This is a genomic window from Mesorhizobium sp. M0587 (assembly GCF_040320945.1).
GTDB lineage: Bacteria > Pseudomonadota > Alphaproteobacteria > Rhizobiales > Rhizobiaceae > Mesorhizobium.
The window spans coordinates 1-25,276 of the sequence record NZ_JAMYQP010000049.1 but is presented as its reverse complement, the minus strand read 5'-3'; the positions used below and the strand labels follow the sequence as shown (position 1 = coordinate 25,276).

Annotated in this window: 34 protein-coding genes, 1 tRNA gene and 1 pseudogene; 12 read left to right on the top strand and 24 right to left on the bottom strand. The window is 62.2% G+C overall.

Going from position 1 to position 25,276, the window contains the following annotated elements:
• Positions 1 to 91: 91 nt before the first annotated feature.
• From NKI49_RS29320 to NKI49_RS29305, 4 genes are all read right to left on the bottom strand, one after another.
• Positions 92 to 1,081 (bottom strand): Coat protein, encoded by a 990-nt coding sequence (locus NKI49_RS29320; protein ID WP_352600584.1) that lies wholly within the window; start codon positions 1,079 to 1,081, stop codon positions 92 to 94.
• Positions 1,082 to 1,261: 180 nt separating this feature from the next.
• Complete coding sequence (locus NKI49_RS29315; RefSeq protein WP_352600582.1) at positions 1,262 to 1,858, bottom strand: hypothetical protein; 597 nt, start codon at positions 1,856 to 1,858, stop codon at positions 1,262 to 1,264.
• A 147-nt stretch (positions 1,859 to 2,005) separates the two neighbouring features.
• Positions 2,006 to 2,170 (bottom strand): hypothetical protein, encoded by a 165-nt coding sequence (locus NKI49_RS29310; RefSeq protein WP_352600580.1) that lies wholly within the window; start codon positions 2,168 to 2,170, stop codon positions 2,006 to 2,008.
• A 222-nt stretch (positions 2,171 to 2,392) separates the two neighbouring features.
• Positions 2,393 to 2,965, bottom strand: coding sequence for a hypothetical protein (locus NKI49_RS29305; protein WP_352600578.1), 573 nt, complete (start codon positions 2,963 to 2,965; stop codon positions 2,393 to 2,395).
• Between the two features lie 297 nt (positions 2,966 to 3,262).
• On the opposite strand from NKI49_RS29305, the gene NKI49_RS29300 reads away from it, so the two are divergent.
• Positions 3,263 to 3,577 (top strand): YMGG-like glycine zipper-containing protein, encoded by a 315-nt coding sequence (locus NKI49_RS29300; RefSeq protein WP_352600576.1) that lies wholly within the window; start codon positions 3,263 to 3,265, stop codon positions 3,575 to 3,577.
• Positions 3,578 to 3,693: 116 nt separating this feature from the next.
• Here NKI49_RS29300 and NKI49_RS29295 read toward each other — a convergent pair whose 3' ends face one another.
• The 7 genes from NKI49_RS29295 to NKI49_RS29265 form a co-directional block, all read right to left on the bottom strand.
• Positions 3,694 to 4,101 (bottom strand): hypothetical protein, encoded by a 408-nt coding sequence (locus NKI49_RS29295; RefSeq protein ID WP_352600574.1) that lies wholly within the window; start codon positions 4,099 to 4,101, stop codon positions 3,694 to 3,696.
• A gap of 10 nt (positions 4,102 to 4,111) precedes the next feature.
• Positions 4,112 to 4,402, bottom strand: a complete 291-nt coding sequence (locus NKI49_RS29290) for a hypothetical protein (RefSeq protein WP_352695851.1) — start codon at positions 4,400 to 4,402, stop codon at positions 4,112 to 4,114.
• A gap of 262 nt (positions 4,403 to 4,664) precedes the next feature.
• On the bottom strand, positions 4,665 to 5,093 hold the full coding sequence (locus NKI49_RS29285; RefSeq protein ID WP_352600570.1) for a hypothetical protein: 429 nt from the start codon (positions 5,091 to 5,093) through the stop codon (positions 4,665 to 4,667).
• 473 nt (positions 5,094 to 5,566) lie between these two features.
• The gene (locus tag NKI49_RS29280; protein ID WP_352600568.1) at positions 5,567 to 6,049 is read right to left on the bottom strand and encodes a hypothetical protein; all 483 of its coding nucleotides are present in this window, start codon (positions 6,047 to 6,049) and stop codon (positions 5,567 to 5,569) included.
• A 218-nt stretch (positions 6,050 to 6,267) separates the two neighbouring features.
• The gene (locus NKI49_RS29275) at positions 6,268 to 6,639 is read right to left on the bottom strand and encodes a hypothetical protein (protein ID WP_352600566.1); all 372 of its coding nucleotides are present in this window, start codon (positions 6,637 to 6,639) and stop codon (positions 6,268 to 6,270) included.
• A 56-nt stretch (positions 6,640 to 6,695) separates the two neighbouring features.
• The gene (locus tag NKI49_RS29270; protein WP_352600564.1) at positions 6,696 to 7,085 is read right to left on the bottom strand and encodes a hypothetical protein; all 390 of its coding nucleotides are present in this window, start codon (positions 7,083 to 7,085) and stop codon (positions 6,696 to 6,698) included.
• Between the two features lie 139 nt (positions 7,086 to 7,224).
• On the bottom strand, positions 7,225 to 8,760 hold the full coding sequence (locus tag NKI49_RS29265; protein WP_352600562.1) for a hypothetical protein: 1,536 nt from the start codon (positions 8,758 to 8,760) through the stop codon (positions 7,225 to 7,227).
• 105 nt (positions 8,761 to 8,865) lie between these two features.
• On the opposite strand from NKI49_RS29265, the gene NKI49_RS29260 reads away from it, so the two are divergent.
• Positions 8,866 to 9,264, top strand: a complete 399-nt coding sequence (locus NKI49_RS29260) for a hypothetical protein (RefSeq protein WP_352600560.1) — start codon at positions 8,866 to 8,868, stop codon at positions 9,262 to 9,264.
• Positions 9,265 to 9,420: 156 nt separating this feature from the next.
• On the opposite strand, the gene NKI49_RS29255 is transcribed toward NKI49_RS29260, so the two are convergent.
• Both NKI49_RS29255 and NKI49_RS29250 read right to left on the bottom strand, forming a co-directional pair.
• Positions 9,421 to 9,741 (bottom strand): Bbp19 family protein, encoded by a 321-nt coding sequence (locus NKI49_RS29255; protein ID WP_352600558.1) that lies wholly within the window; start codon positions 9,739 to 9,741, stop codon positions 9,421 to 9,423.
• Positions 9,738 to 11,477 carry a portal protein gene (locus NKI49_RS29250; protein ID WP_352600556.1) on the bottom strand — a complete coding sequence of 580 codons (1,740 nt, stop codon included), beginning with the start codon at positions 11,475 to 11,477 and terminating at the stop codon, positions 9,738 to 9,740. Before NKI49_RS29250 ends, NKI49_RS29255 begins: the two co-directional genes overlap by 4 nt.
• 282 nt (positions 11,478 to 11,759) lie before the next feature.
• Here NKI49_RS29250 and NKI49_RS29245 point away from each other — a divergent pair, with 282 nt between their 5' ends.
• On the top strand, positions 11,760 to 12,380 hold the full coding sequence (locus tag NKI49_RS29245) for a class I SAM-dependent methyltransferase (protein ID WP_352600554.1): 621 nt from the start codon (positions 11,760 to 11,762) through the stop codon (positions 12,378 to 12,380).
• Positions 12,381 to 12,718: 338 nt separating this feature from the next.
• Here NKI49_RS29245 and NKI49_RS29240 read toward each other — a convergent pair whose 3' ends face one another.
• The 6 genes and pseudogenes from NKI49_RS29240 to NKI49_RS29215 all read right to left on the bottom strand — a co-directional run bounded on the left by NKI49_RS29240 (position 12,719) and on the right by NKI49_RS29215 (position 16,597).
• Entirely contained in the window at positions 12,719 to 13,294 is a 576-nt protein-coding gene (locus tag NKI49_RS29240) for a hypothetical protein (protein WP_352600552.1), read from the bottom strand.
• 249 nt (positions 13,295 to 13,543) lie between these two features.
• Positions 13,544 to 13,969, bottom strand: a complete 426-nt coding sequence (locus NKI49_RS29235; RefSeq protein WP_352600857.1) for a hypothetical protein — start codon at positions 13,967 to 13,969, stop codon at positions 13,544 to 13,546.
• A gap of 279 nt (positions 13,970 to 14,248) precedes the next feature.
• Positions 14,249 to 15,001 (bottom strand): annotated as a pseudogene (locus NKI49_RS29230) (phage terminase large subunit family protein); the annotation flags it as partial.
• Positions 15,002 to 15,161: 160 nt separating this feature from the next.
• A complete protein-coding gene (locus tag NKI49_RS29225; protein ID WP_502899498.1) occupies positions 15,162 to 15,722 on the bottom strand; it encodes a terminase large subunit domain-containing protein in 561 nt (186 codons plus the stop codon).
• A gap of 103 nt (positions 15,723 to 15,825) precedes the next feature.
• Positions 15,826 to 16,209, bottom strand: coding sequence for a hypothetical protein (locus NKI49_RS29220; RefSeq protein WP_352600548.1), 384 nt, complete (start codon positions 16,207 to 16,209; stop codon positions 15,826 to 15,828).
• Positions 16,202 to 16,597, bottom strand: coding sequence for a hypothetical protein (locus NKI49_RS29215; protein ID WP_352600546.1), 396 nt, complete (start codon positions 16,595 to 16,597; stop codon positions 16,202 to 16,204). The genes NKI49_RS29220 and NKI49_RS29215 overlap by 8 nt, the downstream gene beginning before the upstream one ends.
• A gap of 1,181 nt (positions 16,598 to 17,778) precedes the next feature.
• Between NKI49_RS29215 and NKI49_RS29210 the strand changes: the two genes are divergently transcribed.
• The gene (locus NKI49_RS29210; protein ID WP_027025295.1) at positions 17,779 to 18,084 is read left to right on the top strand and encodes a hypothetical protein; all 306 of its coding nucleotides are present in this window, start codon (positions 17,779 to 17,781) and stop codon (positions 18,082 to 18,084) included.
• Positions 18,085 to 18,122: 38 nt separating this feature from the next.
• Here NKI49_RS29210 and NKI49_RS29205 read toward each other — a convergent pair whose 3' ends face one another.
• Positions 18,123 to 18,536 (bottom strand): DoxX family protein, encoded by a 414-nt coding sequence (locus tag NKI49_RS29205; RefSeq protein ID WP_352600855.1) that lies wholly within the window; start codon positions 18,534 to 18,536, stop codon positions 18,123 to 18,125.
• Positions 18,537 to 19,412: 876 nt separating this feature from the next.
• Here NKI49_RS29205 and NKI49_RS29200 point away from each other — a divergent pair.
• Both NKI49_RS29200 and NKI49_RS29195 read left to right on the top strand, forming a co-directional pair.
• Positions 19,413 to 19,613, top strand: coding sequence for a DUF3606 domain-containing protein (locus NKI49_RS29200; protein ID WP_502908802.1), 201 nt, complete (start codon positions 19,413 to 19,415; stop codon positions 19,611 to 19,613).
• 74 nt (positions 19,614 to 19,687) lie between these two features.
• Positions 19,688 to 20,131: a GFA family protein gene (locus NKI49_RS29195; protein ID WP_352600544.1), complete on the top strand. Its 444-nt coding sequence runs from the start codon at positions 19,688 to 19,690 to the stop codon at positions 20,129 to 20,131.
• A 33-nt stretch (positions 20,132 to 20,164) separates the two neighbouring features.
• On the opposite strand, the gene NKI49_RS29190 is transcribed toward NKI49_RS29195, so the two are convergent.
• Positions 20,165 to 20,464: a hypothetical protein gene (locus NKI49_RS29190; protein ID WP_352600542.1), complete on the bottom strand. Its 300-nt coding sequence runs from the start codon at positions 20,462 to 20,464 to the stop codon at positions 20,165 to 20,167.
• A 171-nt stretch (positions 20,465 to 20,635) separates the two neighbouring features.
• Between NKI49_RS29190 and NKI49_RS29185 the strand changes: the two genes are divergently transcribed.
• Positions 20,636 to 21,538: an alpha/beta fold hydrolase gene (locus NKI49_RS29185; protein WP_352600540.1), complete on the top strand. Its 903-nt coding sequence runs from the start codon at positions 20,636 to 20,638 to the stop codon at positions 21,536 to 21,538.
• 43 nt (positions 21,539 to 21,581) lie between these two features.
• Here the strand turns inward: NKI49_RS29185 and NKI49_RS29180 are convergent, their stop codons facing one another.
• A complete protein-coding gene (locus tag NKI49_RS29180) occupies positions 21,582 to 21,767 on the bottom strand; it encodes a hypothetical protein (protein ID WP_352600538.1) in 186 nt (61 codons plus the stop codon).
• A 248-nt stretch (positions 21,768 to 22,015) separates the two neighbouring features.
• Between NKI49_RS29180 and NKI49_RS29175 the strand changes: the two genes are divergently transcribed.
• The 4 genes from NKI49_RS29175 (at position 22,016) to NKI49_RS29160 (ending at position 23,112) form a co-directional block, all read left to right on the top strand.
• On the top strand, positions 22,016 to 22,312 hold the full coding sequence (locus tag NKI49_RS29175; protein ID WP_352600536.1) for a hypothetical protein: 297 nt from the start codon (positions 22,016 to 22,018) through the stop codon (positions 22,310 to 22,312).
• 37 nt (positions 22,313 to 22,349) lie between these two features.
• Positions 22,350 to 22,423 (top strand) — tRNA-Gln (locus NKI49_RS29170).
• A 93-nt stretch (positions 22,424 to 22,516) separates the two neighbouring features.
• The gene (locus tag NKI49_RS29165; RefSeq protein WP_027025288.1) at positions 22,517 to 22,723 is read left to right on the top strand and encodes a hypothetical protein; all 207 of its coding nucleotides are present in this window, start codon (positions 22,517 to 22,519) and stop codon (positions 22,721 to 22,723) included.
• A 143-nt stretch (positions 22,724 to 22,866) separates the two neighbouring features.
• Positions 22,867 to 23,112, top strand: coding sequence for a DUF982 domain-containing protein (locus tag NKI49_RS29160; protein ID WP_352600534.1), 246 nt, complete (start codon positions 22,867 to 22,869; stop codon positions 23,110 to 23,112).
• A gap of 51 nt (positions 23,113 to 23,163) precedes the next feature.
• On the opposite strand, the gene NKI49_RS29155 is transcribed toward NKI49_RS29160, so the two are convergent.
• Together NKI49_RS29155 and NKI49_RS29150 are read right to left on the bottom strand one after the other, a co-directional pair.
• Positions 23,164 to 24,261, bottom strand: a complete 1,098-nt coding sequence (locus tag NKI49_RS29155) for a PAS domain S-box protein (RefSeq protein WP_352600532.1) — start codon at positions 24,259 to 24,261, stop codon at positions 23,164 to 23,166.
• Positions 24,262 to 24,361: 100 nt separating this feature from the next.
• A complete protein-coding gene (locus tag NKI49_RS29150; protein WP_352600530.1) occupies positions 24,362 to 24,607 on the bottom strand; it encodes a hypothetical protein in 246 nt (81 codons plus the stop codon).
• Between the two features lie 232 nt (positions 24,608 to 24,839).
• Between NKI49_RS29150 and NKI49_RS29145 the strand changes: the two genes are divergently transcribed.
• The gene (locus NKI49_RS29145) at positions 24,840 to 25,130 is read left to right on the top strand and encodes a hypothetical protein (RefSeq protein WP_352600528.1); all 291 of its coding nucleotides are present in this window, start codon (positions 24,840 to 24,842) and stop codon (positions 25,128 to 25,130) included.
• Positions 25,131 to 25,276 lie beyond the last annotated feature (146 nt).

Genomic DNA, 25,276 nt, shown 5'->3' with positions numbered 1-25,276 from the left:
GGCCAGAGGGGGGCGCGACGGCGTGCAATCTTCGTTCGGCGGGCGCTTTCGCCCTCGGGGGCGGGCGCAACGCCCCCGCCCCTCGGCCCGATCAAGCCTCGGTCGTCTTCAGCGCGATGAACGTCATGTTCTTGACGCTGGACGCGGTGCGGTCCCAGTTCGCCGCCAGCGCCAGCTCCGCGTCGGTGGCGAACTCGCCCGCCGTCGAGGCGTCGAGGAAACGGGTGCCGGGCACATGCGGGACGAAGTGCCGGCGGCCGACCATTTCGGTGACGCCGCCGCCATGGCCCTGGCGCGGCTTGCGGTCGAACTCCAGCGGCCCGCCTTCGGTGTTGACCGGCAGCTCGTTCCACAGGATCGCCTTGTCCTTGAACATAAAGGCGGTGTAGACGCCCGCCGCCACCGGAATGTCGTCGTCGACGACGGCCCGCAGCCCCATGTAATAGGGGATCAGCGGACCGCCCTGCTGCGAGGACGGCACGTAGTCGATGAGGTCGGCGAGCTTCAGCGCCTTCATCTGCCTGGAATGCATCCAGATCGTCTTGAACTTGTCCGCGCGGTCGCCCATCAGATAGGCGGCCTCGATGATGTCGGTGTCGACGATGGACGCATTAGTGGTGCGCACCAGGTCGCCGCCATCATTGGCGATGTTGTCGGCGACGACGCCCTTCAGCATGCCGAGCAAGGTCAGCTTGTTGGCGCGCTGCCAGTATTCGGTCTGCCGCTTGACGATCAGCTTCTGCGGATCGTCGCCGGCCAGGATCGAGGTCAGGTCCGGAACGCCCCAGGCCTGGGCGCGGACGTTGCGGGCGGCGACCTCGCGGCGCGAACCGATCTTCTTCATCTCGATGGAATCGGCCGGATCGTCATTGACCGGCTCGGACGGGTCGTTGCCGAGATCCTTCCAGCCGGGCATGTCGACGGAGCGGCCGCCCATCGACAGTTTCGAGGCGATGGCCGGGTCGGAAAACAGGATTCCGGCCTGGTAGATTTCGAGCGACTGGACATGTTCCTCGAAAGCATATTGCGCATAGACGGACGGAACGATCGCGTCCGCGATACGGGTATAGGCATCTGCCATTTTTCTCTTCCTTCAGGTTTGATTTTGGCGGTGAGTTCGAGAGGCCGTTTCGAAACTCGCTCCGGCGAGTCGGCTGGTGGTGTTTTCGACAGCCGGAGCGCAGCGGACATTCAGGTCCGTGAGCACCGGAAGCGCAGAAAACGCTGCCAGACGGCGGCCGGAGTAGAGTTTCCAAACGGACTAGAGGGGGTTGTTCGGCATCCAGCGGTCCGGATCCTCGCCGGCCTCGCGAGCCAACCGCCGGGCGCGGGCGGGGTCGCTTTTGACGAGAGCCGAGATAGCGGTCAGGTTGCGTTCGCCGGCGGCGTTGCGCTTGAACGGATTGCCTCCGCTTGAACGCCCGCCGCCGTCGATCGTGTCTTCGACGAACATCGCCTCGCCGATGGCGTGAAACGCCTTGGCGATCTGCGGGTCGGTCAGCGCCCCGTCCGGCAGAAGGATGCCCTTCGCCTTATAGGCGTCGATCAGGCCGAGCTTCTTCATGGCCCGGTTGGCGACCTCCAGCTTCCGGCGAAAGCCGTCGCTGTCGGTCGGCCCCCAGTCCCTGACAAGGTCGTCATGGGTGGCTTCCACCGAACGGGCAAGGGCAACTTCCTGCGCCTGTGCCTGCTCGGCCATGTAGCCGACGAACCTGTCATGATAGGCCTGCGCGATCTTCGGCGAAGCGCCCGCTTCGACCGCCCAGGCCTTGGACGCCTCGGCGAGCTCGTCCGAATAGGCGAAGTTTTCCGGCAGGCCTTCCGGCCTGAGGTATTCGACTTTCTCGGACGCGGTCACCGGGCGCATCGCCTCGGGCAGCCGGGCATGAAACCTGTCCCAGTCTTCCCGAGATGCGTCCGGCGCGGGAACGCGCAGGCTCTCGCCCTGCTGCCGCTCCAGCTCCGCATAGGATGTGAAAACCCGATCGAGGCTTTCAGGCTTGGTTCAGCCCTTGGTTTCAGCGAGCTTGCGGTTGCCTTCGGAAAGACCGTCAAACCAGCTTTTGGGTGGCGCGGCGGACCCGTTCTCCGCGCCTGCCGGTGGCCGTACTGGGTTGCCCGCCGGCTGCGCCACGGCAGCCACGGACCCGGCGTCTGCCAGATCTGTCATGTGATGTTTCCTTTGTTGAGATAAAAAGCCGGTGCGAAGGTGCGCCGGTGCGAAGCTTGGTATCTCCCCCCTTGAGGGGGAGATGGCCGGCAGGCCAGAGGGGGTCGCCTCTCGTGAAGCGCCGGCATCCTCTTTTTCAACGCAGGAGGTCGCGTCCGGTCGAACCGGCCCCCTCTGTCGCCTTCGGCGACATCTCCCCCCTCGAGGGGGGAGATTAGCGCCTTAGACATTATCCCCCCAGTTCTCCCAGAGCAGCGTGATTGTTCCCGTCACGGCGATCGTTCCGTCGGCGTCGATATCGGTGCCGGCGGCGAAGGCGAGGTTGAGATAAAGGTCCACCGGCGTCACCGTGCCGTCGAGCGTGAACGGGGCGGCGATATCGGCGGCCGAGGCGGTGGAAAGCGCGGCGCCGGCGCCGTCCAGCGTGCGGCCAGTCGCAGCCAGCACGTTGACCATGGTCAGGGCAAGTGCTGGGGTGGACGCCGCCGATGACCCCAGCGACCAGCTGAGCGCGGCATTGTCGTTGATGGTCGAAGCGCGTGCCGTCAGCACCGCGAACTGGAGCTTTGCCGTGCCGCCCTTGATGCGCACCTTGCCGTCTATGAAGTCGAAGATTTTTTGGGCAGCATAGGCCAGCGCATCGGTGACCGGCACCTGCATGCCGGCGAAGCTGAAGACGGTGCGGAAGGCGCCGCCCTGCCCGGTGGTGACGGCTTTCAGGCCGGACTTGGGCGGGGCAAGGCCGGCCTCGCGGGCGGCGGCGCGGACAAACGTCCGGGGAAGACCTCGGGTCATTGCATTTCTCCATTTCTTTGGAAGGGTGAGACGTGGTGCGGGCGCCGCATGAGAGCCTGGCTTTCCGCACGTGGAACGCCCAGCTGGCCCGGCTCTGCGCGGGCGGGCATGAGACACTGAATCATTTTGCCAAGGACCGGTGCTACCGCCTTGTTCGAAAGAGGTGTTTTCGGTCCGCTGTCCATCAACGCCCGAGAAATCATGTCTTATATCGTGAGGGCTTATGCCCCCGTTCCGCCGCAATGCGGCCGCACGTGGCGATCGATAGGGATTTCAGGCTTTCAAGGGAGACGTCACATGAACTTTCACAAAGCCATCGCCGCCGTGCTGATGACCGCCGCACTGGCAGGCTGCGCGCAGACAGAGGGCCAGCAGCGGGCCGGAACCGGCGCGCTGATCGGCGGCGCCGGCGGCGCCCTCGTCGGCCAAGCCATCGGCGGCAACACCAAGAGCACGGTCATCGGCGCGGCCAGCGGCGCCCTGCTCGGCGCCGTGGTCGGCTCGGCCACCACCCCGCAGCGCCGCGGCGAAAAGCAGTGCCGCTACCAGGACCGCGACGGCCGCATCTACGTCGCCCCTTGCGACGACCGGTACTACAACGGCGATTATTGATCACCAGCCCCCTCTCCCCGTTAACGGGGAGAAGGTCCCGGCAGGGGGCAGCGCCAAGTTTCGGGATATTGGCACCGCCCTTACCTTCGGAGCAGTTCGACCCTATCGTCTGACGCTCACGAGGGGGCGACAACGCGACTTCTGATGACCTTACTGCTGGTTGCCTGCTCGGTTTTGAGCAAATTCAAGCGCAGTTTCAGAGAAGAACATTCAATTTCTGAAATTGTCGTCCACGAACATCTCGGCAATTTCTGGGGTGAGAGGGTTACGTCATTGACGCGTGCGATTTCGAGGTTCCTTACCCACATATCCCTGATTGCTGCCGGCATTTCCTCGGGCATGTGCATCGACCGGGCTATTGCGTCATGCCATTGTCCGTCACCGCCATAAATGGATTGCAGTTTGGGGGCCATCCTTTTCAAATCATCCTCCGACTCTTGAGAAAGTTCTCCGATCGCCGAGAGCACATAAAGCTCCAACAGCCTGAGCAGCGGCAGTCCGTCATAACGTGGGTTAGTCGACATATTACCTCCCTCACGCATCATAGATGGCGTAATAAACGAGTCTTTCGCAGATGGCGGAAAGGCTGGGCTTTTCTTTCAGCGATGCAACCCAGCCCTCGGTAACCTCGATCGCAATGTGGATTTCGAGAAAGTATGTCAGGCCCTCTTTGGCTGCCTCCGCCGGCACCAATGCGTCTTGCGGCCCAGTTGCAACCATTGCGTCTGAATCTTCGGTCCAAGGCTCCGACACATAAATCGTGTCCTTCTCGTCAAATTCCGGCAACCGTCCAACGATATCCAACAGCCTCACTATTTGCCCCATAAAGAAAGAACTCCTCGGTGGCTCGGGTGCACGAATTACGGTGACAGTGCACTCTTTTCTACGCTTCAGTTCGGAGGTTCACTCCCGTCACGTGGGCGAGATCGCTAAAAGTGCACTGTCACCTTAATTCCAGCCACGTTCGGCCATTTAAAGTATCCTGCCGAGCCGTCGGTCGAATCCCCAGGTCGGTTCGGCGAGTTCGATCTCAGGTTAGCAATCCATCGCTTCAGCGCCGTCCCATGAGCCGCCAAGACAAAGGACATCAAGACGCTTCAAAAGGTTCAATCAACGCATTGGAAATCCCCAATGGCTTGAGAGCATCGAAAACGCGCTCGGAAACGACAAGGCGGTAATCTTTCGCGATTCCGAAATCATCGCGGCCGGCATCCCCGTTCACTTTCAGCCATACGAAGGGCGGAAGCTTCTGATCCGGCTGCATTTCCTCGAAAATGTCAGAGGTGCTCACTTCGACGGGGCTGAATGTGACACCGGAGATAGCTATTTCCGACAACGCGCGTTTTGCTTCTTCGGTGATAATGAAGCATGGGAAACTCTCTAACAGCACGTCGCCAAACCAACCTTGAAATTCGTAGTGCAGCTTCGTTACGACTGGTGGATGGATACTCACGTCCCTGACCGCGTGATCGCCAAGTCCGCCCGCCACTTCCGGCTCTATGTAGAAATATCGCATCACTTACCCGCCGGGGGATTGAACAGATGGCCAAATTTTCTATCGATTTCAGCGGCTTTATCAAGGAATTGTTGTTTCGTAGGATTGGCTAATTCTCTGTAAATTGGTTCCAGGCAAGCCTAATATCTAGATTCAAAGTAGAATTTATACCCATTCTGAATTCCCACCATATTATCTATAGAATGAATGAAGTCTCGTCGAAAATTCCCGCCCCTTCGGCAGCCAATCCCGAGCCGGGAGTAACCGGCAGATGCTCAATGGCATCGAAAGGATCGACGTGCAGGTCCCGAAGAAACAGCCCGATGCCATGCGGGATTCGACCTGGGGCCTCGAAACCCTCACTGGAATTACGGTGACAGTGCACTCTTTCTACGCTTCAGTTCGTAGGTTCACTCCCGTCACGTGGGCGAGATCGCTAAAAGTGCACTGTTACCTTAATTCAAAAGTGCACTGTCACCGTAATTCAGGATCATTCAATCCTCTTCCGGCTCGTCAAATAAACGAATCCCGGCTGACTCATTGCCGAGGCGCTCAAACACGTCTAGAGCACGTTCTGAAACGATAAGCTGATGGCTCGGAGCCATGCCGAAGTCGTCATCTCCCGGCTGCCCATGAATCTTCATCCAGACGAAAGATGGAAGTTTCGTCTCTGGCTGCAGCCGATGGAACAGATCCGAGGCAGTCACCTCGACATCGGCAAATGTCACCCCTGAAATACCTATCTTCAACAATTCCCGCTCAGCTTCTTCGGTGATAAGATAACACGGAAAGCTTCTTATCAGGACATCTCCGATCCAAACGTCGATCTCGTAGTGAAGTTTGTGCACAATCGGTGGGTGAACACGGTTGTCGATAACCGTATTTTTGCCAAAATCGCCAGCCACAAACGGCTCTACATAGTAGTAATCCATTTTTTCACCTATATTTTCCGACAGGCGGGACGAAATGGTGGCCATACTTCTTATCCATCATTGTCGAATGATCTAGAACCTGCTGCTCTGTAGGGTTCGGGTACTTTTTATGGAATTTGTCATTTTCGAATTACGAATTACGGTGACAGTGCACTCTTTTCTACGCTTCAGTTCGGAGGTTCACTCCCGTCACGTGGGCGAGATCGCTAAAAGTGCACTGTCACCTTAATTCAAAACTGCACTGTCACCGTAATTCAAGAGCCCTATCGGCCGTCGTAGGGCTCAACTGTCGCGGACGGGATACCAAAATCGTTGAGCAGATCCAGCATACGCTCCGATATGACCAGACGCAGATCGCTAGCAATGCCGAAATCATCATGACCTGCCTTTCCATTCACTTTCAACCATACGAACTGGGGGAGTTCTACGTGGGGCTGCAGTTCCAGAAAGTCATCCGACTTCGTGACTTCGACATGAGCAAAGCTCGCACCCGAGAAGCCGATGTTCTGCAAGGCCTGCTTGACTTCAGCCACGACGAGAAAGCACGGAAAGGTCGTTACGATAACGTCGCCGAACCATCCTTCTATCTGGTAGATGAGTTTGCTCACAACAGGGGGATGAACGCTCGTGTCCATGATGGTTCCACGGCCTATTCCACCGGCGACGTCTGGCTTTATGTAAAAATATTCCATCATTCACCTAGCGATGGATCAAAAAGATGACCATATTTTCTATCAATCTCAGTTATTTTATCAAGAGTTTCTCGACGAGTGGCCACTGGATGAGTCCTCAAGAAATCGTCCCATTCGCCTCTAATAACCTTTTTGTGTAAATTTATATCAAATTTTCTGTGTATCCCTCGCAAATTTTCGATCGAGTTTAATTCTTCTTCAGCAAACAAACCTGGATATCGATCTAGAATCTGCCACTCACCTCCATGGTGAACCACGTAGTCTCCGGGGTTTAGATTGGGATTTCGACCGAAGAATACTGCGCGATGGTTATTTGAAGCCTCCCACCCTACTGTTGCTCCGGCATAGTTGACTCGTGCCGTATCCCTGGCCAGCATTGTGCCTAGCACTGCATTGTCCAATGAGCGTTGGGATTTGGGGACCGGGGGGAAAGCAAAGCTAGCTAGCCCTTGCTGGTACCGGAGAGTTTCGGCGTCCACACCGCCGACAAGTGCCTCGCCTTTGTCAGCTAATTTGCCGGCCCGCTTGTTAGCGAGAAGGAGTTCTGCTTGCCCCGCTGCCCGGGAGCCGATCGACTCGATTGCTCGCGATCGCTTTCTGGACAGCAGCAGCTCGACCAAACCCAAGCCAGTTCCATGCATCATATCCCTGATGCATCATCAGATTTTCAACACGGTTCGACGGCTCGTAATAAGCACCCGTGAAATCAGGCAGGCTGAGTGTTGCCTGGGTGTTGCCATCGGCAGCCATGGTGACAACCTTGGCCGTGAGTTCGGCTGCGCCAATCCCGGCATTGGCAACCGCCTTGCCAAGTGCCTTCCCCTGTGATGCCAGCATCGAGAGCGTCGAAGGAGCCTTGTAGCCAGCCGCACCCGGAATGATCCGACCCAGACCGGCATCGGCCAATTGCCGGGCTACGGCTGCCCGAGCGACAGCGCCGGACGTTCCCGCAAGCAGCGTGCTTACCCTGGCATTTTTGTCCTGCTGGTACGCAATGGGGCTGTCAAAATTATCGGAGAGATCACGGATAATGAACAACGGCACGGGCTGGAGGTTCTCAATCCCCAATTGTTCCTGCGCGGCGATAGACACGGCTATCGCTTTGTCATAGGCGTCCTTGTCATAACCGTTTGGATCCTCAAGCCCGCCGCCGATCACGGCTTTCCAAGCCGCGTTAACGATGGAAGACACTTCGCTGACGTAGCCCCCGCCATCGGCTCGTCTGTGATTCATCACCACACCTACCGCAGCGGCGGCCGCCTCACGGCGCGCCTGATCTTCCGGCGAACCGTTCGGCCCGGAATCGACATCGCGAAGGGCGGCATGGATTGCCTGGTTCGGCATGGTGCGCATGCCGAAAACCTGCCTGCCGACATCGGCCCGCCAGTCGAAATCCCGGAAGCGTCTGTCGCCCTCGTCGAGCCCATAGGCGATCCTGAAAGCATCCCGGCCAGGCATCTTGCCGGGGTAGGTGCCAGTCCGTGCGATAGCGTCTGGCGCGTTCTGCTCGGCGAGGCCGATGTTGGTGCGAAGCTCAACCTGCTGAGCAGCATGAGCCACTTGCGCCTGTCGGGTCAGGGCTGTCTGTTCGTGTTGCGGAAGGTCGTCCCTGAACGCCTGCGCCAGCATTTCATCCGGCGTCTGCTTGCCAACGCGGTCACCTTTCCCCGTAGCGACCTTTGATCTGCCCGAGACAGAGCTGACTATGACTTGCGAAGGATCGCCGGAGGCATCGCTGCCGGAGGTCTCCCCCGACGTCTCCAAGCCAAACATCACAAGCGCGCGCTTCGGATCCTTGGCGATCAGCGTCTCGAACCGCGTCCTGGCCGCCGTGCTGAACCAGTCCATCACCATCTGCTGCCGGATCCCCTGGTCGAGCCCCATCTTGTCGATCAGATCGAGCCCTTCCTGGCGGGCCGCCTCGAAGGCGGTGGTGTCGTCGAGATTGGCGTTGCCGATCGCGATGGCGCTGGTCTTCAGCGCGGCGTCGACCTGAGCCTGTTCGTAGTCCTGACGTCGCTGAAGCTGCCGCTGCGCCATGCGCCGCCCGCCAATCGCGCGCATCGGCTCCTTCTGCCTGGCGAAATTGACGCGCTGGCTCTCGGGCATGTTCGGCAAGGCCTTGTCGAACAGCGTGTCGAACAGGCCTGATTTGACCACCCTATCGGTGTGCGGATCGACCTGGCCGTACATGGCCTCATACAGGCCGGCACCATCGGCCGGCCCATTTGCCACGACCTCGTCTTCCGCCTGCGCGATCTGGCCGTTGAACCGGCGGCGCGCCAGCTCGGCGTCGAACGCTTCCTGCTGTGCCTTCATCTGCTGGTAGCGCTCGGCGACAGCGGAAAGCTGATCGCCAAAACCTTGCATCGCCCTGCCCACGGGAGATCCCTCGGGATAGGAGACAACGTCGCCGGTATCGATCCGGCGCTGGGCCAGTTGGAGAGGAATGATCGCCATTTATTTGGTTCCTGCCATGGGCGCGCGACGCCGGAATCGCAGCGCAGATCTGCCCGCGCCGGCGATGCGGCCCGCTGCTGCCTTCGTCGGTTCATGAATGTTGGATAGGTCGCCGATGATGGCTTAGCCGGCATTGAAGATGCCGGCAGTGCGCCGTTGACTAAATTCGCTGGCCTTCAGCGATCTGTTGTAGGCCTATGGTGACTCGCATGAATGGTCGGCCGCGGGACGTGATCACGGCAAGGCCCGCGCTCCAAAAGCCCCCTACTCCTCCGCCCGTGCCGCCTTCTCCAGCGCCACCAATCGCTCCTCGTCCAGCGTCAGGAACCCCATGATGTGCTGCACCACTTCGGCGCGCGCGTTGCTGAGCGCGCTGTGCAGCTCGAAGCCGGCGGGCGTCCTGGTCCGCGCCATCCACTCGCCATAGGACGGGCGCCTGTAGTAGCCTGTCGTCGCCGCGAGATCGGCCAGCACCATCTCGCCGTCCTCGCCGGAAAACACCCTGAGATAGGCCTTGGTCAGCGCTTGCCGCGCCTTGGCGGGACCGCCGGCATGGCCGGAACGGGAGAAGCGTTTGCCGCTCATGCGCCCTCACCTGCAGCATCTGGTGTCCCGCCCTGCAGCATGCCTTGCAGCCCGTCGAGCAGGCCGCTGTCGCGCGCCTGCACGGCCGCCGGCACCGCATCCCTGGCGGCCTTGCCGGCGGTGGCGATCGCCGCCATGCCGGCCTGCGCCTGTTGCGCCTTGGCTCTCTCGCCGCGCAGGCCGTCGACTTCCTCCTTGCGGCGAAAAATACGCTGCGGGCTGCGGCCGGCGCTCTGCACGATCTTGATCGCCTCGTCGCTGTCGATATTGTCCATCACGCCGGGGTCGAACTGCGCCATCTGCATGGCCGTCGTCACCACCTGGATGGTGTCGCGGGCTTCGGCCGAGCGGCGCAGCACGTCGAGCGGGCCGGTGAAGGTCGGCCGCACCGCCTTGCCGGCAAGGCTCGCCGGCGGCAGGAACCGGCTGTCCTCGTCGTACAATCCCTTGTCTTCCAGAATGCCGAGCTCGCGGTCGAGATTGGTGGCAAACCCCGCCTGGATGATCGAGCCGGAGGGTCCGAGCAGCGCGCCCTTTTCTTCCTGCCTGATCAGCGCTTCGGTCGCCGTCATCTGCGGGTTCTGGACCAGCGTCTGGAACAGGTTGACGAACATCATGTCGCGGATCTCGTCGGCGCGGCTCTGCGCGTAGTTGAAGGCATAGGTCGGGTTCTGCCCGGTCGAGATCGGCGCGATCAGGGGCCGGCCATTGTCATCGATCAGGCCGGGATAATTCTCGCCGGGGTTGAGCACCGGCACATAGTCGAGCCGCGCCTTCGAGGCGGTGGCCGGATCGGTGATCTGCTGCAGGGCGCGCAGGCCCGAACGGCGCACGGCGTTCTCCTCGCGCACCGTGGTCAGCGCCTCGATGGTCGGCGAAATGCCGTAGGGGTCGCCCTCGTAGCGGCGCCAGTTGAAGGTCGACACCGGGAAGGTGCGGAAGCCGCTTTCCCGCACGATTTCCTCCTCGTCCTCGATGACATGATAGGAGGCGAAAGCCGCGTCGAGATACTGGGTGCGGCCGCCGAGCCTATACATCTTGCGCTCGTCGCGCGGCTGGATGCATTGGATCAGCGAGATCTTGGTCTCGCATTTGGCCGGGTCGTCGACCAGCATCTTGATGCGCGCCGGCAGTCTTTCATAGCCGAGCAGCTGCGCCGCCTGCCGCGCCGTGCGCTCATAGCGGCGGTGGAAAATGTCGACCTGGCCCCAGCGGTTGCGGCTGAGATACCCCTCGACCACGGGGATGGAGGCGTAGCGGATCAGCGTCGAGCCGAACCCTTCCTCGGCATAGAGATAGGCCGGCCCGTAGCGCACGACATTGCGCAGGCAGGCTTGCGTCGCCGGCACGAAATTCGAGTTCGCCGAATAGCGCAGCGAGAACAGGAAATCGCGCAAGGCTTCCGCCCATTCCTTCTCCTCGTCGGTCTCCTCGTCGTTGATCTGCGCGGTCGACAGGCCATGCCATTTTTCCGACTGCGGGATGATCAGGCTTTCCAACCCCGCGGCCAGCCGGTTGGCCGCCGAGTTGATGGTGTTGGCGTAGACGCGCGCGCCGCGCCGCTCCTGCCGCTCGGCCTGGGAGCCCTGGCCAACGCCGCCCCGCCTGCTCCCTATATCGGGCGCGTCGGGATCGCAGAACTCCGCCACCTGCTCCCACACGGCCTCATACTGCCCACGCTCGCTCTCGAGCTCGGACTGGCGGGAAAGAATATCGCGGGCACGGGAATCGGTCATTTTCAATCTCGCTCGTTTGGCGCGGCTGCCGAAGCTGCCAATCTCCCCCCTCGTGGGGGAGATGGCCGGCAGGCCAGAGGGGGCGCCGTAGAGCGGCACCATTTCAAAGCAGGCAAATCTATCGAGAGTTCAGTTGCTATTGTTGATATGTCGGCGGGACAGCGCCCCCCTCTGCCCTGCCGGGCATCTCCCCCACGAGGGGGGAGATTGGCTGTTTCTGTCATTCTTTTGCACGGTTCTCGGTCTAGGAATGTCCCGCGGCGGGCGTTCGAGGAGGTCGATGTGACGACGACAAGCCTTGCCGGCACCCTGAAAAACCGCGGCAAACAGGTGGCCAAACGCCTGCTTGGCTACGATTCCCGCAACTGGCTGCGCATACGCCAGATCGAGGCGTTCAGCCTTTTTCTCGAAGCGGGAAACCGCAAAGCCTCGGACGTGATCGAGATCTCGCCCGGCTGGAACCGCTACTGGCGGGCGATGTGCCCCAACTACCGGTCGGTCGATTTCCCCGACTTCGACATCTGCAGGGATCGCACCGACGAGCAATATTCCATCGTCATCGCCGACCAGGTGCTGGAACATGTCCAGCGGCCACATGCGGCGGTGCAAAACATCCACGCCATGACCAGGCCCGGCGGCTGGGCGATGGTGGCGACGCCCTTCCTGTTTCGCGTGCACGCCAGGCCGCACGACTACAATAGGTGGACGCCGGCCGGCCTGAAGCAGCTGATGGTCGAGGGCGGCTTCCGCGAAGCCAACGTCAAGGTCCATGGCTGGGGCAACAAGGCCTGCGCCAGGGCTCATATCGGCGGCCCGGTCCGCGCCTACGGCCTGTGGCGCGACTTGAGCAACGACGAGGAATACCCGCTGATGGTCTGGGCGTTCGCCAAGAAGGAGAGCTGATCTCCCCCCTCGAGGGGGAGATGTCGCCAAAGGCGACAGAGGGGGTCGGTTCGACCGGACTCGACCTTCTACCTTGAAAGAGGAGGCCGGCGCTCTACGCGCAGCGACCCCCTCTGGCCGCTTCGCGGCCATCTCCCCCTCGAGGGGGGAGATTACCCTCGCCTCCTCACCGCCCTCGCATGCCTTCGCCACACCCACCAGTCCCACACGCGCTTCCTGAAACTGCGCTTCATCGCCGTCATGGTCACATCCCCAGGAGCACGCGGCGCTTGCCGGTGAGATCACCGGGCGCGAGGTCGGTCTTGATCGTAGCGGCGGTGCCCTGGCGCTGTTCGAGCTCAGCCCGAAGCGCTGCCTCGCGCGCCTGCACGTCCTTGTCGGCGATGGTCGGCGCCGCCGGCAGCGGCTTCAGTTCCGGCGGTTTCTGAAAAAGACACATGGTTCCAGCCTTCTCTTGTCCAGTCGTAGAGGAAAAAGTCTTCTCCATTGCGGCCATAACCCGGCAGCAGGCAACGTTGCGTGGCGCCCAGCCGGCCGAGCCAGCGCAGCGCCAGTTCATTGGCGGCCAGCGCCCGCGCCTCGACCCGCCAGGCGCCGCGTGCGGAAACCTGCGGTCCAAGCACCGCGTGAAAGAACTCCGTAATCCCAGGCACGCAGCGCCGCATGCGGCGCGTGCCCCAGCTCCAGGCGATCCACAATCCCTCGCGCTGTTCGGCGGCGCCAAAGCCGGCTTCCGGATTGCCGTCGAGTTCGGCCACATAGGCAAACCCCTGCAACGCGGTGAGCGCCAGCAGCGCGGGCGACCAGTGGTCGAGCTGGCAATCGATCTCGGCCCGGTCCTCGGGCCGCAGGTTGGCGGCGATGTAGGAGAGATCGCGCAACGTGGCGGGAATGATGCGGAGGGAGTTTTTCATTTTCGAGAGAACCGCAAGATCCAGGCGTCCGCTTTCCAACGCGGTCGCCTTCCCAAAGTTACCTGCCGCTTGGATGGTATCCCCCGGATGCATCGCTGCCGGGGACGCGTTGCTAGCGTCCCGACACCAAAACATCTTCGATGCGTTTCGGATCCTTCGCAATTAGCGCTTGGACCCCGCCCTTTGCCAGCGGTGCCGGCCCAGTGCTTCACCTTCTGTTGATTGCTGCCGCAACAAGGCGCGATCCCGTTACTGTTCGTAGGGCTCGACCACGGCAAACGGTATCCCCAATGTTTCCAGCAAATCGAGAATGCGTTTCGAGATGACGAGACGGAAAGGTATTGCGATCCCGAAATCGTCCCGACCAGCCTTCCCATTTACTTTCAGCCAGACGAAAGGTGGTAGCTTCAGCCCGGGTTGATCCTCTTGACACTCTTCCGAGATAGTCACCTCGGCCTCGGCGAACGTCGCGCCTGAAAAGTCCATTTTCCGCAGCGCGCGCTGGACTTCTTCAGTGACGAGGAAACACGGGAATGTCGTAACGATCACATCACCGAACCAGCCCTCTACTTCGTAGTGAAGCTTGGTAACGATCGGCAGATGGACGCTCGAGTCAAGAACGGTGTGATTGCCAAGCCCGCCAGCAACGTTCGGCCATATTTTAAAATATTGCATCACTCACCTATCGGGGGATTGAACAGATGCCCATGTTTCTTGTCGATATAAATCACGTAGTCCAGCACCTGTTGTCGGGTTGGCTAGGGGTGAGAATCGAAAAATTTATCCCACTCGAATCGAAAAACGATCTTGTGCAAAAGGTTATCTAATCCTTTTGGTATGCCGTGAAGATTTTGAAAGGGAGTGCATCTCTTCTCCAGCGTTTCGAATTACGGTGACACGAATTACGGTGACAGTGCACTATTTTGGGGCGAAGACCGGATCGCAAACATTCCTTCACCGAAACGCCCCCAGCGGATCGCTCTGCGCCACCGCCCGCCTCGCGCTCTTGAACTCCGCCGGATCCACCACGGCTTCCCGCAGCATCATCACGCCGTAGCGGGTCGCCGCCATCAGGTCGTCGCGCAGTTTCACCACCTGGCCATCGCGGCGGTGGTAGAGCCGGAACTCCTCGAACCAGGGCAACAGCGTCGAGAACACCTTGAAGCGGCTGGATTGCATGCGGTCGAGCATCTCCATCAGCCCGGCCTCGACCGAGACCGAGCCATCCGGGAATTGCGCGTGGCGCGACAGCATGTTCAGCCCGTGCGCGGCATATTGCCGGGCGAGCGCCACGCCCGCCCCCTCCAGCGTTTCGCGGCGGCCGTCGCGCGGCCACGCCCATGGCAGCCATTCGCCCCAGGGTTTCAGCGTCAATGTCTGCATGGCGGGCGTCTGCTGCGAGGCGCGGGCAGCCTTGGTGACATAGACGATGTCGGCCTCCGTATCCCAGGCGAGCTCGACCGCGGCCGAGGGATGATCCCAGCCGAAATCAAGCGCGCCGATGCGCGGCCAATAGCGCGGCAGCCGGAACGGCTCGCAGGCGATCAGTTCCTCGGCCACCGGAAAGATGCGGCCCGAGCCCAGCACCGGAATGCCCCGGGCGCGGGCCTCGCGCTCATGTGCCGGATAGGCGGCGACGATCGCCGCGCGCTCCTCGGGCGAGTAATGCGCGGCATCGTCGATGGTCATGAAGGTGACGTGACGGGTCATGGCAGGCCTGAATTGTTTTGGAAGGTGTCTGACGTATCATATTGTTAAAGCGTGGCTTTTCCGGCTTCCGTCGCGCTGCCCCTCATTGCCCTGCCGGGCATTTCTCCCCGAATAGTGACGGGGAGAAAGGGGCTGTTGTTGGGGATTTCGCCCTCCGCTAAAGCGGACCGCCTCTCGCCCCCTCCACCTCCCCCGCCGACAGAAACAGCAACACCACGTCGCTCATCCCAAGCAGCGGCGTGAACGTGACGATCGTAATGCCGCCCGTCGCATTGGTGCGGGTCAGGCCCTCGGAATAGATGTCGAGCGGCGGTTCCTCGTCGAACCAGACGCCGTGCAGCGTCTCGCCCTGCCATTTCTCGCGGCCCTTCTCGAAACTCTTGAACGACAGCACCGATTCATCGGCCTGGACATCGCCGCCGCCGCCCCAGCGCACCACGACGCTGTCGAGCGCGCCCGGCGCGCCGCGCCCCATCGTGGTCTGCCGAATGGCATCGGCGGGGATCATGCCGGTGCCCCATTGCGCCTGCTGCTGCGGCGGGCCGACCAGTACGCGCTGCGGGTTGTCGCGGGTGCTCTCGCCGGTCACGCCGGCGGCCCACAGCCGGACCGCGCTGTCGAAAACCTTGCCTTGCCACCACCGGGGATAGCGGCCGGTCAGGTGCATGGCCCATTCGGCGCCGCCTGCCCTGGTCTTGCCGAGCTGGTTTCCGGCCATGAACAGGCGTTCGCGATTTGCAGCTCCCGCCGCATGAAACTCCGCCTGCCTGACGTAGGGCCGGTAGGCGGCAAGCTGGTTGGCACGGCGGCGGCGGTCAAGCTCAGCCAGCAGCGCCAGATATTCCGTCCTCGCCGGGATCAGAGACCTCTTCGAGGAACGGCTTGAGCACGGCTTCGAGGCCGCGGATGCGGTGGCGGATCTCCTCATCGCTCAGTCCGTCCAGTTGGTTGATGGAAACATGCAAATCCTTGGGCAGCACCGAAAGCACGACCTTCAGATATTGGTCCGGCTTGCCGGCCCGCACCTCGGCGATGACGCCGGCGCCATGGCTACGGAAATCGGTACGCAGGGCGGCCAAGAAATCGTCGCCCAGCGTCTTTTTCGTCCGTTTCGGGCGAGGCTTGCGCGCAACCGCCGCGGCGGGCTTGCGCCTGGCCGGTTTCGCCTTGCCGCGCTTCGGCCCGGCGGCGGGTCGCTCAGCCATGGTCCTGGCCCATGGCGTTGGCGCAGGCAACCGCCATGCCGGCCTTCGCGGCCGGTCTGGCTTGCCTGGTCCGCTTCTTCGAACGGGCGGGTTTCTTCCTGGCCTTGCTGGTCTTCCCGGCGCCCTTCGGCGTTGTTGCAACGGCAGACTTCGCGACCCGCGCCTTGAGGCTCGCCATGGCGAGGCCGACAGAATGCCCGGCGAGGCCGGTCTGCGGGAAACAGAAGCCACCCGCGGCGTCCCGCACCATGCCGATCAGCACGCCGGGCGCGACCAGCTCGACCCGGCCCAGCCGTGGCCGCGGCGCCGCCCCCTCGAATTCGCCGATGGCGCTGACGATTTCCTGGCCGTCATCGCCGGTGATGATGGTGGCATAGCGTTGGGTCATGGGATTTCCCGCGGATTGGGAGTGGGCGTTCAGGTGAAGAAGGCGAGACAGCGCCCTGGGCGCTGTCCCGCCGACGTTGATGGCAACAGCCAGAAACAAAAAACCCGCCTCGGCGGCGGGTCGGTGGCGCAACTCAGCACCATAGGCAAATATGTAGCATAGCTGCACTCACCCTGTCAATCCTTGTCAGGACAAAATTCCTAGGAAAATTAGCCGACCTTGCGACTTGGGCTGGTTATTGCGCACCTTGGTAAACGGACGAGGCGGTTCCATCGATGATGGGGTCGTTGCGGCGAAAGCCAGCGGGACAGCGCCCCTGCCGGGCATGTCTCCCACAAGAGGGGAGATCGGATAGCGTCGGTCTTCGCCAATTTTGACCGTCAAGAGACGAGCGGGGCGCTGAAGCTGCCAATCTCCCTCCTCGTGGGGGAGATGTCCGGTCCACCCTCCGCAGCTGCAGCGCAGCTGCTGCGGAGGACGGGCAGGACAGAGGGGGGCGCTGACCCGCCAACTTTGCTTGATCGTTTCGCCAGAAACAAAAAACCCGCCACGGCGGCGGGTCGGTGGCGCAAATCTGCACCATGGGCAAATATGTAGCATAGCTGCACTCACCCTGTCAATCCTTTTCAGGAAAAAACTCCTAGGAAAGTCAGCCGACCTTGCGACTTGGGCTGGTTATTGCGCACCTTGGTAAACGGACGAGGCGGTTTCATCGATGATGGGTCGTTGCGGCGAAAGCCAGCGGGACAGCGCCCCCCTCTGCCCTGCCGGGCATCTCCCCCACAAGGAGGGAGATTGGCAACTTCAGCGCCCCGCTCGCCTCTCAACGGTCAAAATTGGCGAAGACCGACGCGACATCCGATCTCCCCCTTGTTAGAGGGGGGGCGCTGACCCGCCAACTTTGCTTGATGGTTTCGCCAGAAACAAAAAACCCGCCTCGGCGGCGGGTCGGTGGCGCAACTCAGCACCATAGGCAAATGTATAGCATAGCTGCACTCACCCTGTCAATGACTTTTCGAGAAAAAATACCTATACGCATCTAAGCTCCTACTCCCGAACCCGGCCCGTGCGGCCTTTCGGATCGGAAACGCGGCTCGCGCGTTTCGGGCTTGGAGCAAGTCCAGGGCAGCGGTTCGGCTTCGCGGAACGATGAACCGCTCCATCCACGGGAGCAAGTCGCCATGAACGTCGCCAACCTGCAACTCGAAGGCCTGCTGATGGCCGTCGCATCGATCAACCATGTCCTGGTTCGAAAAGGCGTGCTGACCGCCGAGGAGATAGACGTCGCCTTGCGCAAGGCCGAGGCCGGGGAAACCAGCGAGGAACGGTCCGAGGGCATGTCGGCGTCGAGCCGTGACGCGGTCAACTTTCCGATACGGCTGCTGGAGCTTGCCAACCAGTGCCAGCCGGAGGCGGACATGCCCTCCTTTTCGAAGCTTGCACGCATGGTCGGCCAGATGAAGGAGCCCTACAACGACCAGATGTGAGGAGCCAGGGGCACTCGATGGCCTCACGCCCTGCCCGGTCATCCCAGGTTGACCGCCAGCATCCTTCCCGGCCCGTGCGCCGCCGCGAACAGCAACCCGGCGATGAACGAAAAATGGTCGACGAAGAAGCCGAACTCGGCCTGGTTGCCGGTCCAGTGGCTCGGTCCGTGGAAGGCAAAGGCCAGGAACAGCACGTAGGCGGCGGCGACCAAAGCGGCCTGCGAGAAGAAGGCACCGCTCAGGAAGCACAGCACGAGGGCGACTTCCAGGATCGCCGCGCACCACGCCAGGAAGAGCGGGAACGGAAAGCCGGCGGCGGCGATGTAGCCGGCGGTGGCCTCCATGCCCATGAATTTGAAGGTCACCGCCATCAGGAAGAGAGCGGCGAAAATCAGGCGGGCGACGAGTACGGCCGCGGTCTGCCACGGCGATTGAGCGATTTGCGACGGCATGGTGTCTCTCCAGGGGTTGAGCGAGGTGTCGCTTCCAAGGACGTCCGGGCGGCGGCGGGTCCGACACGCCGGCGGAATTTTTTTCGAAGCGCCGCGACCAGGCCGGGGCGTCCGTTCCATCCCGCGCAAACCGATTTCGATCCGCCGGCTGATGTTGTAGAATACCGCGGCGCTCAAGGGGAGGAGAACCTGGCGAAGGCCCTGACCACCGGCGCGCCGCGGCATGCGCCAACGAGCGCCGCCTATGAACAGGATTGCAAGGAGATGCTCGCCCACCATCTCGACGCCCTGCTCGACAAGGTCGAGGCCGCCGGCTGGGACCGTGGGCAGGCCGCCTCGGCCCTGATGTATCTCGCCGCCAAGCGGCTGAAGCCTGTTTGAGGCGAGGCAGGAGTGCCTGGGGGCGCCTGGCCGGCCTTCACCAACAATTAATCATCCTGAAACTTGTCCGTAACCACCAACGTGCTATTGTTGAGCCTGGGCTAATGCACTGATGTCGGGTGCGGTATTTTGGGGCGGGCTGGAAATTGGGCGCGAGCGTCGGGTTGGGGACCAGGTCCTATCGGGTCCTGTCGCCGGTTCTGGAGTGCATTGGCTGCGGCGGCACCGGACAGGTTTTTCAATGCCCGCGCTGGACAAGCTCCAGCGGCCTTTGCTGCCCCGCAGGTACGCACCGACGCGGCTGCCCCGGCGCCAGCACGCTCTGCGCCGAATGTGGGGGCTCCGGCGGGCACGCCGCCGATCCGGCCGAGGCATCGGCCTAAATCAGCCGGCTTCGCCCCGCCGCGCCTTTGGAACCAGCGACGCCGACAGCTGTTATGTCTGACCGCGGGCTTGGATGTCGAACCCGCTCCGGCGTCCCGGCAAAACCCGCGGATGACAGAAAGCGAGGGCCGCATGGCCGACGACAAATCGAAGATCAAACAGGACCGCAAGCTGGTTTCGAGCGAGGACACCTATGAGGTCGCCGCGTTCGCCCGCAAATACGGCATTCCGCAGAGCGAAGCCCAGACCATCATCAAGCGCTATGGGCCATCGCGGAAGAAACTTGATAATTACATGGCCGCGCGCGGATGACCCCGCGAGCGTCCGGTTCGGGCTTGAAACCATTGCGCCGACCCCGGCGTTGACAGCGGTTGGAGGTCACGGCCATGTCCGACACCATACGCAGAACCGGCAGTTGCCTGTGCGGCGGCGTGCAGTTCACTCTTACCGGCCCGCCGCTGCGGACGGGAATTTGCCATTGCAAGGACTGCCGCAAGACGAGCGGCTCGGCCTTTTCCGCCTTCGCCATCTGGCCGCGCGAAGCTTTTGGGATGACCGGCATCGTCAGCACTTATGGCGGGCGCAGCTTCTGTCCGACCTGCGGCGGCCGCGTCGTCTCGCTTCGCGACGACGAGGCCGAGGTGATGATCGGCAGCCTGGACATCGTGCCGACCGAACTTGTGCCGGAATACGAATTGTGGATCGGCCGGCGCGAGAACTGGCTGTCCGCTCTGTCGGGCGCCGTGCAGTTCGAACACGACCGGCCGGAGCCGCAGGCGCACGGCGTCGCCCGGCCGAGAGCGCTGTCGGGAGCCGCCGCGCGCGACTGATTTTCATTCGTAAGAGGCCGCCGGCATTCACCGCTACTGCTTCGGCGGCTGCGGCGGCACTTCACCTGGCTTGATCACCGGCGTCTTGCCCACGTCGGGCGCCGGTGCGGCCATGCCTTGGTCGCCGGTCGGCGGCGGCTTCAGCACGCCGCCGCATTCGTCGAGCGTCTCCGTCAGATTGTCCGCCAGATTGCCGTTTTGGGGCTGCTGTTTTGCGTCTGGCTGGGCCCGGCACTTGTCGGTCGGCGGCGCGGCGTTGTTCTCGGTCTGAGCCACGGCCGGCACGGCAAGGGCCAGCATGAGACCAAATGGCAGGGTGGCGAGTTTTCTCATCTCGGCCTCCTCTTTCTCAGGCCGCCCCGTAGGCGGCCTGCTTCCTTCCGACATGGCCGCCCGTGGCGGCCTTCCCTTCACGGGGACAACGTCCGGCGGTCGAAAAGGTTGGCGGCTTCCGCGCCCGCAACCAATCCTGTCTCCGGCCGTTGCGGCAGCGGAGGCGCGATCATGTTCGATGGTTTCCAGGCCGCCCGTGTCCACATCGGCGATGCCAGCATATTTATCCGCCGCGCCGGCAACGGGCCGGCGCTGCTCATGCTGCACGGCTTTCCGCAAACCCATCTGATGTGGCGCGACGTGGCGCCGGGGCTGGCGGACCGGTTCAGCGTGGTGTGCGCCGATCTGCCCGGCTATGGCGCCAGTTCCTGCCCGGCATCGAGCCGGGATCACGCGACCCATGCCAAGCGCGCCATGGCCCGCGACTTGGTGGCGGCCATGGCGGAACTCGGTTTCGGCAGCTTCATGGTCGCCGGCCATGATCGCGGCGGGCGTGTCGCCTACCGCATGGCGCTCGACCATCCCGGCAGCGTCGAAAAGCTTGCCGTGCTCGACATCGTCCCCACGGCCGACGCCTGGGACCGGGCCGACGCCAGGCTGGCGCTCGGCTATTGGCCGTGGTCGTTGCTGGCGCAGCCCGAGCCGTTGCCGGAAACGATCCTGGCGGGCGCCGCCGAGGCGATCGTCGACAATGCCCTTGGCGGCTGGGGTTCGTCGCCCTCGGTGTTTCCGGCCGAGGTGCGCCAGGCCTATATCGATGCGTTGCGCGACCCGGCCCATGTTCATGCGATCTGCGAGGAGTACCGGGCGGCGGCCACGCTCGACTGCGAGCACGACCATGCGGACAAGGCCGCCGGCAGAACCATCCGCTGCCCGGTGCTGGCGCTGTGGAGCGGGCAAGGCGCGCTTGCCGAGTGGTACGCGGACGATGGCGGCCCACTGGCGCTCTGGCGAGACTGGGCCGGCGACGTGCGCGGCCAGGCGATGCCCGGCGGCCACTTCTTTCCCGAGGAAGCCCCGGCGCAAACGGCTGAGGCGTTGGCCGGCTTCTTCGGCGAAGAAGACCAGCCTTAGCGATCGGCACCGGCAGAGCGAAAGCCCCAGCTTTCCAGCGCCCCTAAGGATGGTCGAGCCCGATCCCGGTCTCGTTGGACGGGACATCGGGCGGATCGGTCCAAACATCCCTTTGCGGGCAATCCTCGTAGCGGTGGTCGCGGCCGCCGCAGAACGAACAGCACATGGCTTCGCGTTCCTCGTTTCCAGGCCGCCATTGCGGCATTTCGTATGGCTTCCTGCCGACCATGCCCAGCAATGCTCGACGCGCGATTTGGTTGCGCGCGGGCGCCCGCCATGCCTGACCAGGCAAAACCACGCGGCCTGTCGCCGAACCAGCGGACAGGATCTGGATTTTGTGAGACAATGTTACCGAAGCAATTCCAGGAAAAGTGTGAAACAGTTTTTCGCCCGGAATTGCTACAAGACAAACAGCAATCCAGGAAAAGTGCGACGCGCCTTTCCGCCCGGGATTGCGTCATGATGAAGAGCAACCTCATGTCCATTCGTATTCGCGTCCTGTTGCTGACCGTGGGCGCCATGCTTGCCGCGACCGGCCTCGCCGATGCACGGCCCGACAGCCGCGGCATGAGCTGCGCCCAGATTAGGGCGATGATCCAGGGGCACCGCGCGGTGGTGCTGACCACCGGCCCGAACACCTATGACCGCTATGTCAGGCAGTTCGGCAATGAATGCGACTGGCCGGAAGTACCGATGTCGGCTTACATCCCGGCCGGCGACGGACAATGCCCGGTCCATCGCTGCGAGGAGCCGGTCAACAACTTCCCGAATTGACGGCCGGCCGCTCCCGCGCCATAACCGTTCCCGCTTCTCCCGCTTCGTCTAATGGTAGGACAGCGCCCTTTGAAGGCGTGAATCGTGGTTCGAGCCCATGAGCGGGAACCAGAACTTCGACGGGCAGCCCCCGTTTTGCACCGGCCTCGCTGAAACCATTTCATGGACCTTGCGTTGACGAACGTCAGACACAGGAGACATTCCATGACCGTCTACTGCCGCGTATCCATCGACAACCGGCCGGACACCACGGAGGCCGTTTTCCAGGCGGTGCCGCGGATCGGTGAAAGCATTTCGCTTTCGGTCGACGGAAGTGCGCAGGACCTGCGGGTGTCGCGTGTCGTGCATGTCCCCAACGGAGCGCTGGAAGGTGCCGCGATCGTCGTCGAGGTGACGACCAACATTCTCTGAGGTGTTGCGCGGGAACGGATCGATGCCGCACTGAGCTGGCGCCGGTTTGCCCGCCAACGGATATCGGCGGCCTCACGCCATAGTGATGAAACCTCTCGCCGCCACAGGCGTTTAGCGACGGCAATGCTGCTGTCGAGGTTCCAATGCAAACCGCATGGTTCTCCAAACCGGTGATGGTTTCGGTCGGCGTTACCGGATCCACCCACTATCTCACCAACACGCAAGAGGCCATCGAACTGCTCACGACGCATTGGCGCGACGCCGGCAGCCCAAAACACCAGTCGGCGTTGCGCGCCTGCCGCCGGGCGACGAGCGGCGACGTGTCTCCCGATATCGCCAGGCAGGCTTTTGTCGAAGCCGCCCGCGAGGCGCATATCCTGGTGGAATAGCGGTCCTGGTCGAATAGGCAGGATCGAACAAGAGGGCTGGAGTGAACCGATCTAAAGAGGCACGCCTGTGCCCGGTCGCCCGGTTTCTTCAGGCTCGACGCTCGGAGGCCCGAGCCCATCGTCGACGGGCTCGGTGTTGGCCTGCGGCGCGATGATCGATGCCAGCGGCGCGTCCAGGCGCCAGTTCAGACGGCCGGGCGAGCGCTCAAGGGTCGCGGCGCCGCCCAGCGACTGCGGCGCCACCCGCTTCAGGACGACGGTGCCGAACCCCATGCGCGTGGTTTGATCGTGTCCGTTGCCGCGATGCGGCTCGGATGTCTCGTTCCAGAGCAGCTGGAATTGCCGCTCGCCAGCGGCATCGGCGTCGATCTTCCAGGTGATCTCGATGCGGCCGGCGTCGCTGGCCAGCGCGCCATATTTGGACGAGTTGGTGCCGAGCTCGTGGAAAGCCATGCCGAGATTCTGCACCGCGTTCGACTGTAGCGTCAGGACTGGTCCCGAGAGCAGGATCTGCTCCTCGCGGCCGAACGGCTTGAGGTGCTCCTGGATCAGGTCGAACAGGCTCGCTCCCGTCCATTCCGAAGTGACAAGCAGATCGTGCGAACGAGAGAGCGCCATGATGCGGGCGCGGATCAGCTCCTCGAACTCGCTCGGATCGCTCGTGCGCTTGCTGGATTCCCTGACCATCGACAAGATGATCGCGAACTGGTTCTTGACGCGATGGTTTACCTCGCGCATCAGCAGCCTGATCCGGCGTTCGCTTTCCTTGGCCGCGGAGATGTCGCGGGCGATCTGCGAGGCGCCGATGATCTCGCCATTGCCGCTCTTGATCGGCGAAATCGTCAGCGAAACGGCAATCAGCACGCCGTCCTTTCGCCTTCGGGTGGTCTCGAAACTCGCTACCCGCTCGCCATTGCGGATCCTGCCGATGATCTGGGCTTCCTCAATGTTGAGATGATCGGGAATGAGCATCAGGATCGACTGGCCCAGCACTTCCTCGGCGTTGTAGCCGAACATGCGTTCGGCCGCCAGGTTCCAGCTCGTGATGATGCTGTTCAGATTCTTGCCGATGATGGCATCGAACGAAGAATCCACGATCGCGGCGAGCCACGCATCGGCATCTGATGTTTCCTTGTTGCCGTCAGCCATTGTCGCCACGAATTTCCGTCATCTTTGTCAGGTAGCGCGCCGGCGCATTAAGGCAATTGCCTCCCGGCAAGCGGGGACACGCGGCGCGCTCACGCTTGCGTCACTCCGGCGGCCGGTCGGTTTGCTTCCCGTCCCCGCCGTCAGGCACCAGTACCCCGAACTCCTGCGACTTTACGCCTTGCCCCGCGCGCAAGAACCCATCCGAGGCAAGACCGCGCCGCAGAAGTTCCCTGACCGCGGCCGAGCGGCTCGGCATGCGCTTCTCGAAGCGCCAGTTTTCCAGCGCTCCCAGCTCCTCCGCCGTGAGCATGACCTGCAATCGTTCCGGACGTTCCAGCTCCGCCATTTGCACCTCCATTCAGGAGTAAAATACGTTGAGTTAGTAATTGCCTCATTTGTCTTGTAGGTAGTATTGCGCTCGTAACGCGTCAAGGTCTGCCATCGCGTGATTGGCACATTAGCGTGAATATGCTAACTTGTTGATTTCATGAATATTTTTTCAGGATTTCGCTTGCCAACGCCGATCAGTCGGCGCATGCTGGCCCGAGAACGAAAACCAATCCCCATGGGAGGTTTCGATGCGGTATGAATACTCGGTACGCCTGCGCGGTGACGTTTATTCAGCGGTGCAGATGGCGTTCGAGACAGCGGGCATCGTCAACATCACTGCCGTCGCCGAACGCGTCAGGGTCAGGAACCTGGCCGAAAACGTCGCCCTCGAGGATGTGGAACACCTCGTCCTGCAGGCCGCGCAACTGATCGGCGCGGCGATCGAATTCGACGCGGCGGGCAATCCGCTGATCGACGAACAGGTCGACGAGTGCCCGACCGCCAAGCTCTGTTTCGCGCCACCGGCCTCGATACAATAGCCGGCCTCTTTCCCGTCAAGCGCCGGTGTTGCGGCAGCCCCCTTCTCCCCGTCGCTATACCTATCGGATTCACACATATTGCAGTCCGAGGTTGGCGCCGTATTTGATGGCGTGGAATTCGGCGAGGCCGATGCGCATGACCTTGG

Bases quoted from the DNA above. Each gene is read 5' to 3' on its own strand.
- NKI49_RS29185 (WP_352600540.1), top strand. From the start codon at position 20,636: ATGTTCGATGGTTTCCAGGCCGCCCGTGTCCACATCGGCGATGCCAGC.
- NKI49_RS29210 (WP_027025295.1), top strand. From the start codon at position 17,779: ATGAACGTCGCCAACCTGCAACTCGAAGGCCTGCTGATGGCCGTCGCA.
- NKI49_RS29240 (WP_352600552.1), bottom strand. From the start codon at position 13,294: ATGAAAAACTCCCTCCGCATCATTCCCGCCACGTTGCGCGATCTCTCC.
- NKI49_RS29160 (WP_352600534.1), top strand. From the start codon at position 22,867: ATGCAAACCGCATGGTTCTCCAAACCGGTGATGGTTTCGGTCGGCGTT.
- NKI49_RS29280 (WP_352600568.1), bottom strand. From the start codon at position 6,049: ATGGCCACCATTTCGTCCCGCCTGTCGGAAAATATAGGTGAAAAAATG.
- NKI49_RS29190 (WP_352600542.1), bottom strand. From the start codon at position 20,464: ATGAGAAAACTCGCCACCCTGCCATTTGGTCTCATGCTGGCCCTTGCC.
- NKI49_RS29145 (WP_352600528.1), top strand. From the start codon at position 24,840: ATGCGGTATGAATACTCGGTACGCCTGCGCGGTGACGTTTATTCAGCG.
- NKI49_RS29150 (WP_352600530.1), bottom strand. From the start codon at position 24,607: ATGGCGGAGCTGGAACGTCCGGAACGATTGCAGGTCATGCTCACGGCG.
- NKI49_RS29320 (WP_352600584.1), bottom strand. From the start codon at position 1,081: ATGGCAGATGCCTATACCCGTATCGCGGACGCGATCGTTCCGTCCGTC.
- NKI49_RS29220 (WP_352600548.1), bottom strand. From the start codon at position 16,209: ATGGCTGAGCGACCCGCCGCCGGGCCGAAGCGCGGCAAGGCGAAACCG.
- NKI49_RS29215 (WP_352600546.1), bottom strand. From the start codon at position 16,597: ATGACCCAACGCTATGCCACCATCATCACCGGCGATGACGGCCAGGAA.
- NKI49_RS29195 (WP_352600544.1), top strand. From the start codon at position 19,688: ATGTCCGACACCATACGCAGAACCGGCAGTTGCCTGTGCGGCGGCGTG.
- NKI49_RS29250 (WP_352600556.1), bottom strand. From the start codon at position 11,477: ATGACCGATTCCCGTGCCCGCGATATTCTTTCCCGCCAGTCCGAGCTC.
- NKI49_RS29235 (WP_352600857.1), bottom strand. From the start codon at position 13,969: ATGCAATATTTTAAAATATGGCCGAACGTTGCTGGCGGGCTTGGCAAT.
- NKI49_RS29290 (WP_352695851.1), bottom strand. From the start codon at position 4,402: ATGGGGCAAATAGTGAGGCTGTTGGATATCGTTGGACGGTTGCCGGAA.
- NKI49_RS29205 (WP_352600855.1), bottom strand. From the start codon at position 18,536: ATGCCGTCGCAAATCGCTCAATCGCCGTGGCAGACCGCGGCCGTACTC.
- NKI49_RS29155 (WP_352600532.1), bottom strand. From the start codon at position 24,261: ATGGCTGACGGCAACAAGGAAACATCAGATGCCGATGCGTGGCTCGCC.
- NKI49_RS29275 (WP_352600566.1), bottom strand. From the start codon at position 6,639: ATGGACACGAGCGTTCATCCCCCTGTTGTGAGCAAACTCATCTACCAG.
- NKI49_RS29165 (WP_027025288.1), top strand. From the start codon at position 22,517: ATGACCGTCTACTGCCGCGTATCCATCGACAACCGGCCGGACACCACG.
- NKI49_RS29265 (WP_352600562.1), bottom strand. From the start codon at position 8,760: ATGCGCGCGATTGGCGGGCGGCGCATGGCGCAGCGGCAGCTTCAGCGA.
- NKI49_RS29225 (WP_502899498.1), bottom strand. From the start codon at position 15,722: ATGGCCGGAAACCAGCTCGGCAAGACCAGGGCAGGCGGCGCCGAATGG.
- NKI49_RS29255 (WP_352600558.1), bottom strand. From the start codon at position 9,741: ATGAGCGGCAAACGCTTCTCCCGTTCCGGCCATGCCGGCGGTCCCGCC.
- NKI49_RS29175 (WP_352600536.1), top strand. From the start codon at position 22,016: ATGTCCATTCGTATTCGCGTCCTGTTGCTGACCGTGGGCGCCATGCTT.
- NKI49_RS29180 (WP_352600538.1), bottom strand. From the start codon at position 21,767: ATGGTCGGCAGGAAGCCATACGAAATGCCGCAATGGCGGCCTGGAAAC.
- NKI49_RS29295 (WP_352600574.1), bottom strand. From the start codon at position 4,101: ATGTCGACTAACCCACGTTATGACGGACTGCCGCTGCTCAGGCTGTTG.
- NKI49_RS29285 (WP_352600570.1), bottom strand. From the start codon at position 5,093: ATGCGATATTTCTACATAGAGCCGGAAGTGGCGGGCGGACTTGGCGAT.
- NKI49_RS29200 (WP_502908802.1), top strand. From the start codon at position 19,413: ATGACAGAAAGCGAGGGCCGCATGGCCGACGACAAATCGAAGATCAAA.
- NKI49_RS29305 (WP_352600578.1), bottom strand. From the start codon at position 2,965: ATGACCCGAGGTCTTCCCCGGACGTTTGTCCGCGCCGCCGCCCGCGAG.
- NKI49_RS29300 (WP_352600576.1), top strand. From the start codon at position 3,263: ATGAACTTTCACAAAGCCATCGCCGCCGTGCTGATGACCGCCGCACTG.
- NKI49_RS29310 (WP_352600580.1), bottom strand. From the start codon at position 2,170: ATGACAGATCTGGCAGACGCCGGGTCCGTGGCTGCCGTGGCGCAGCCG.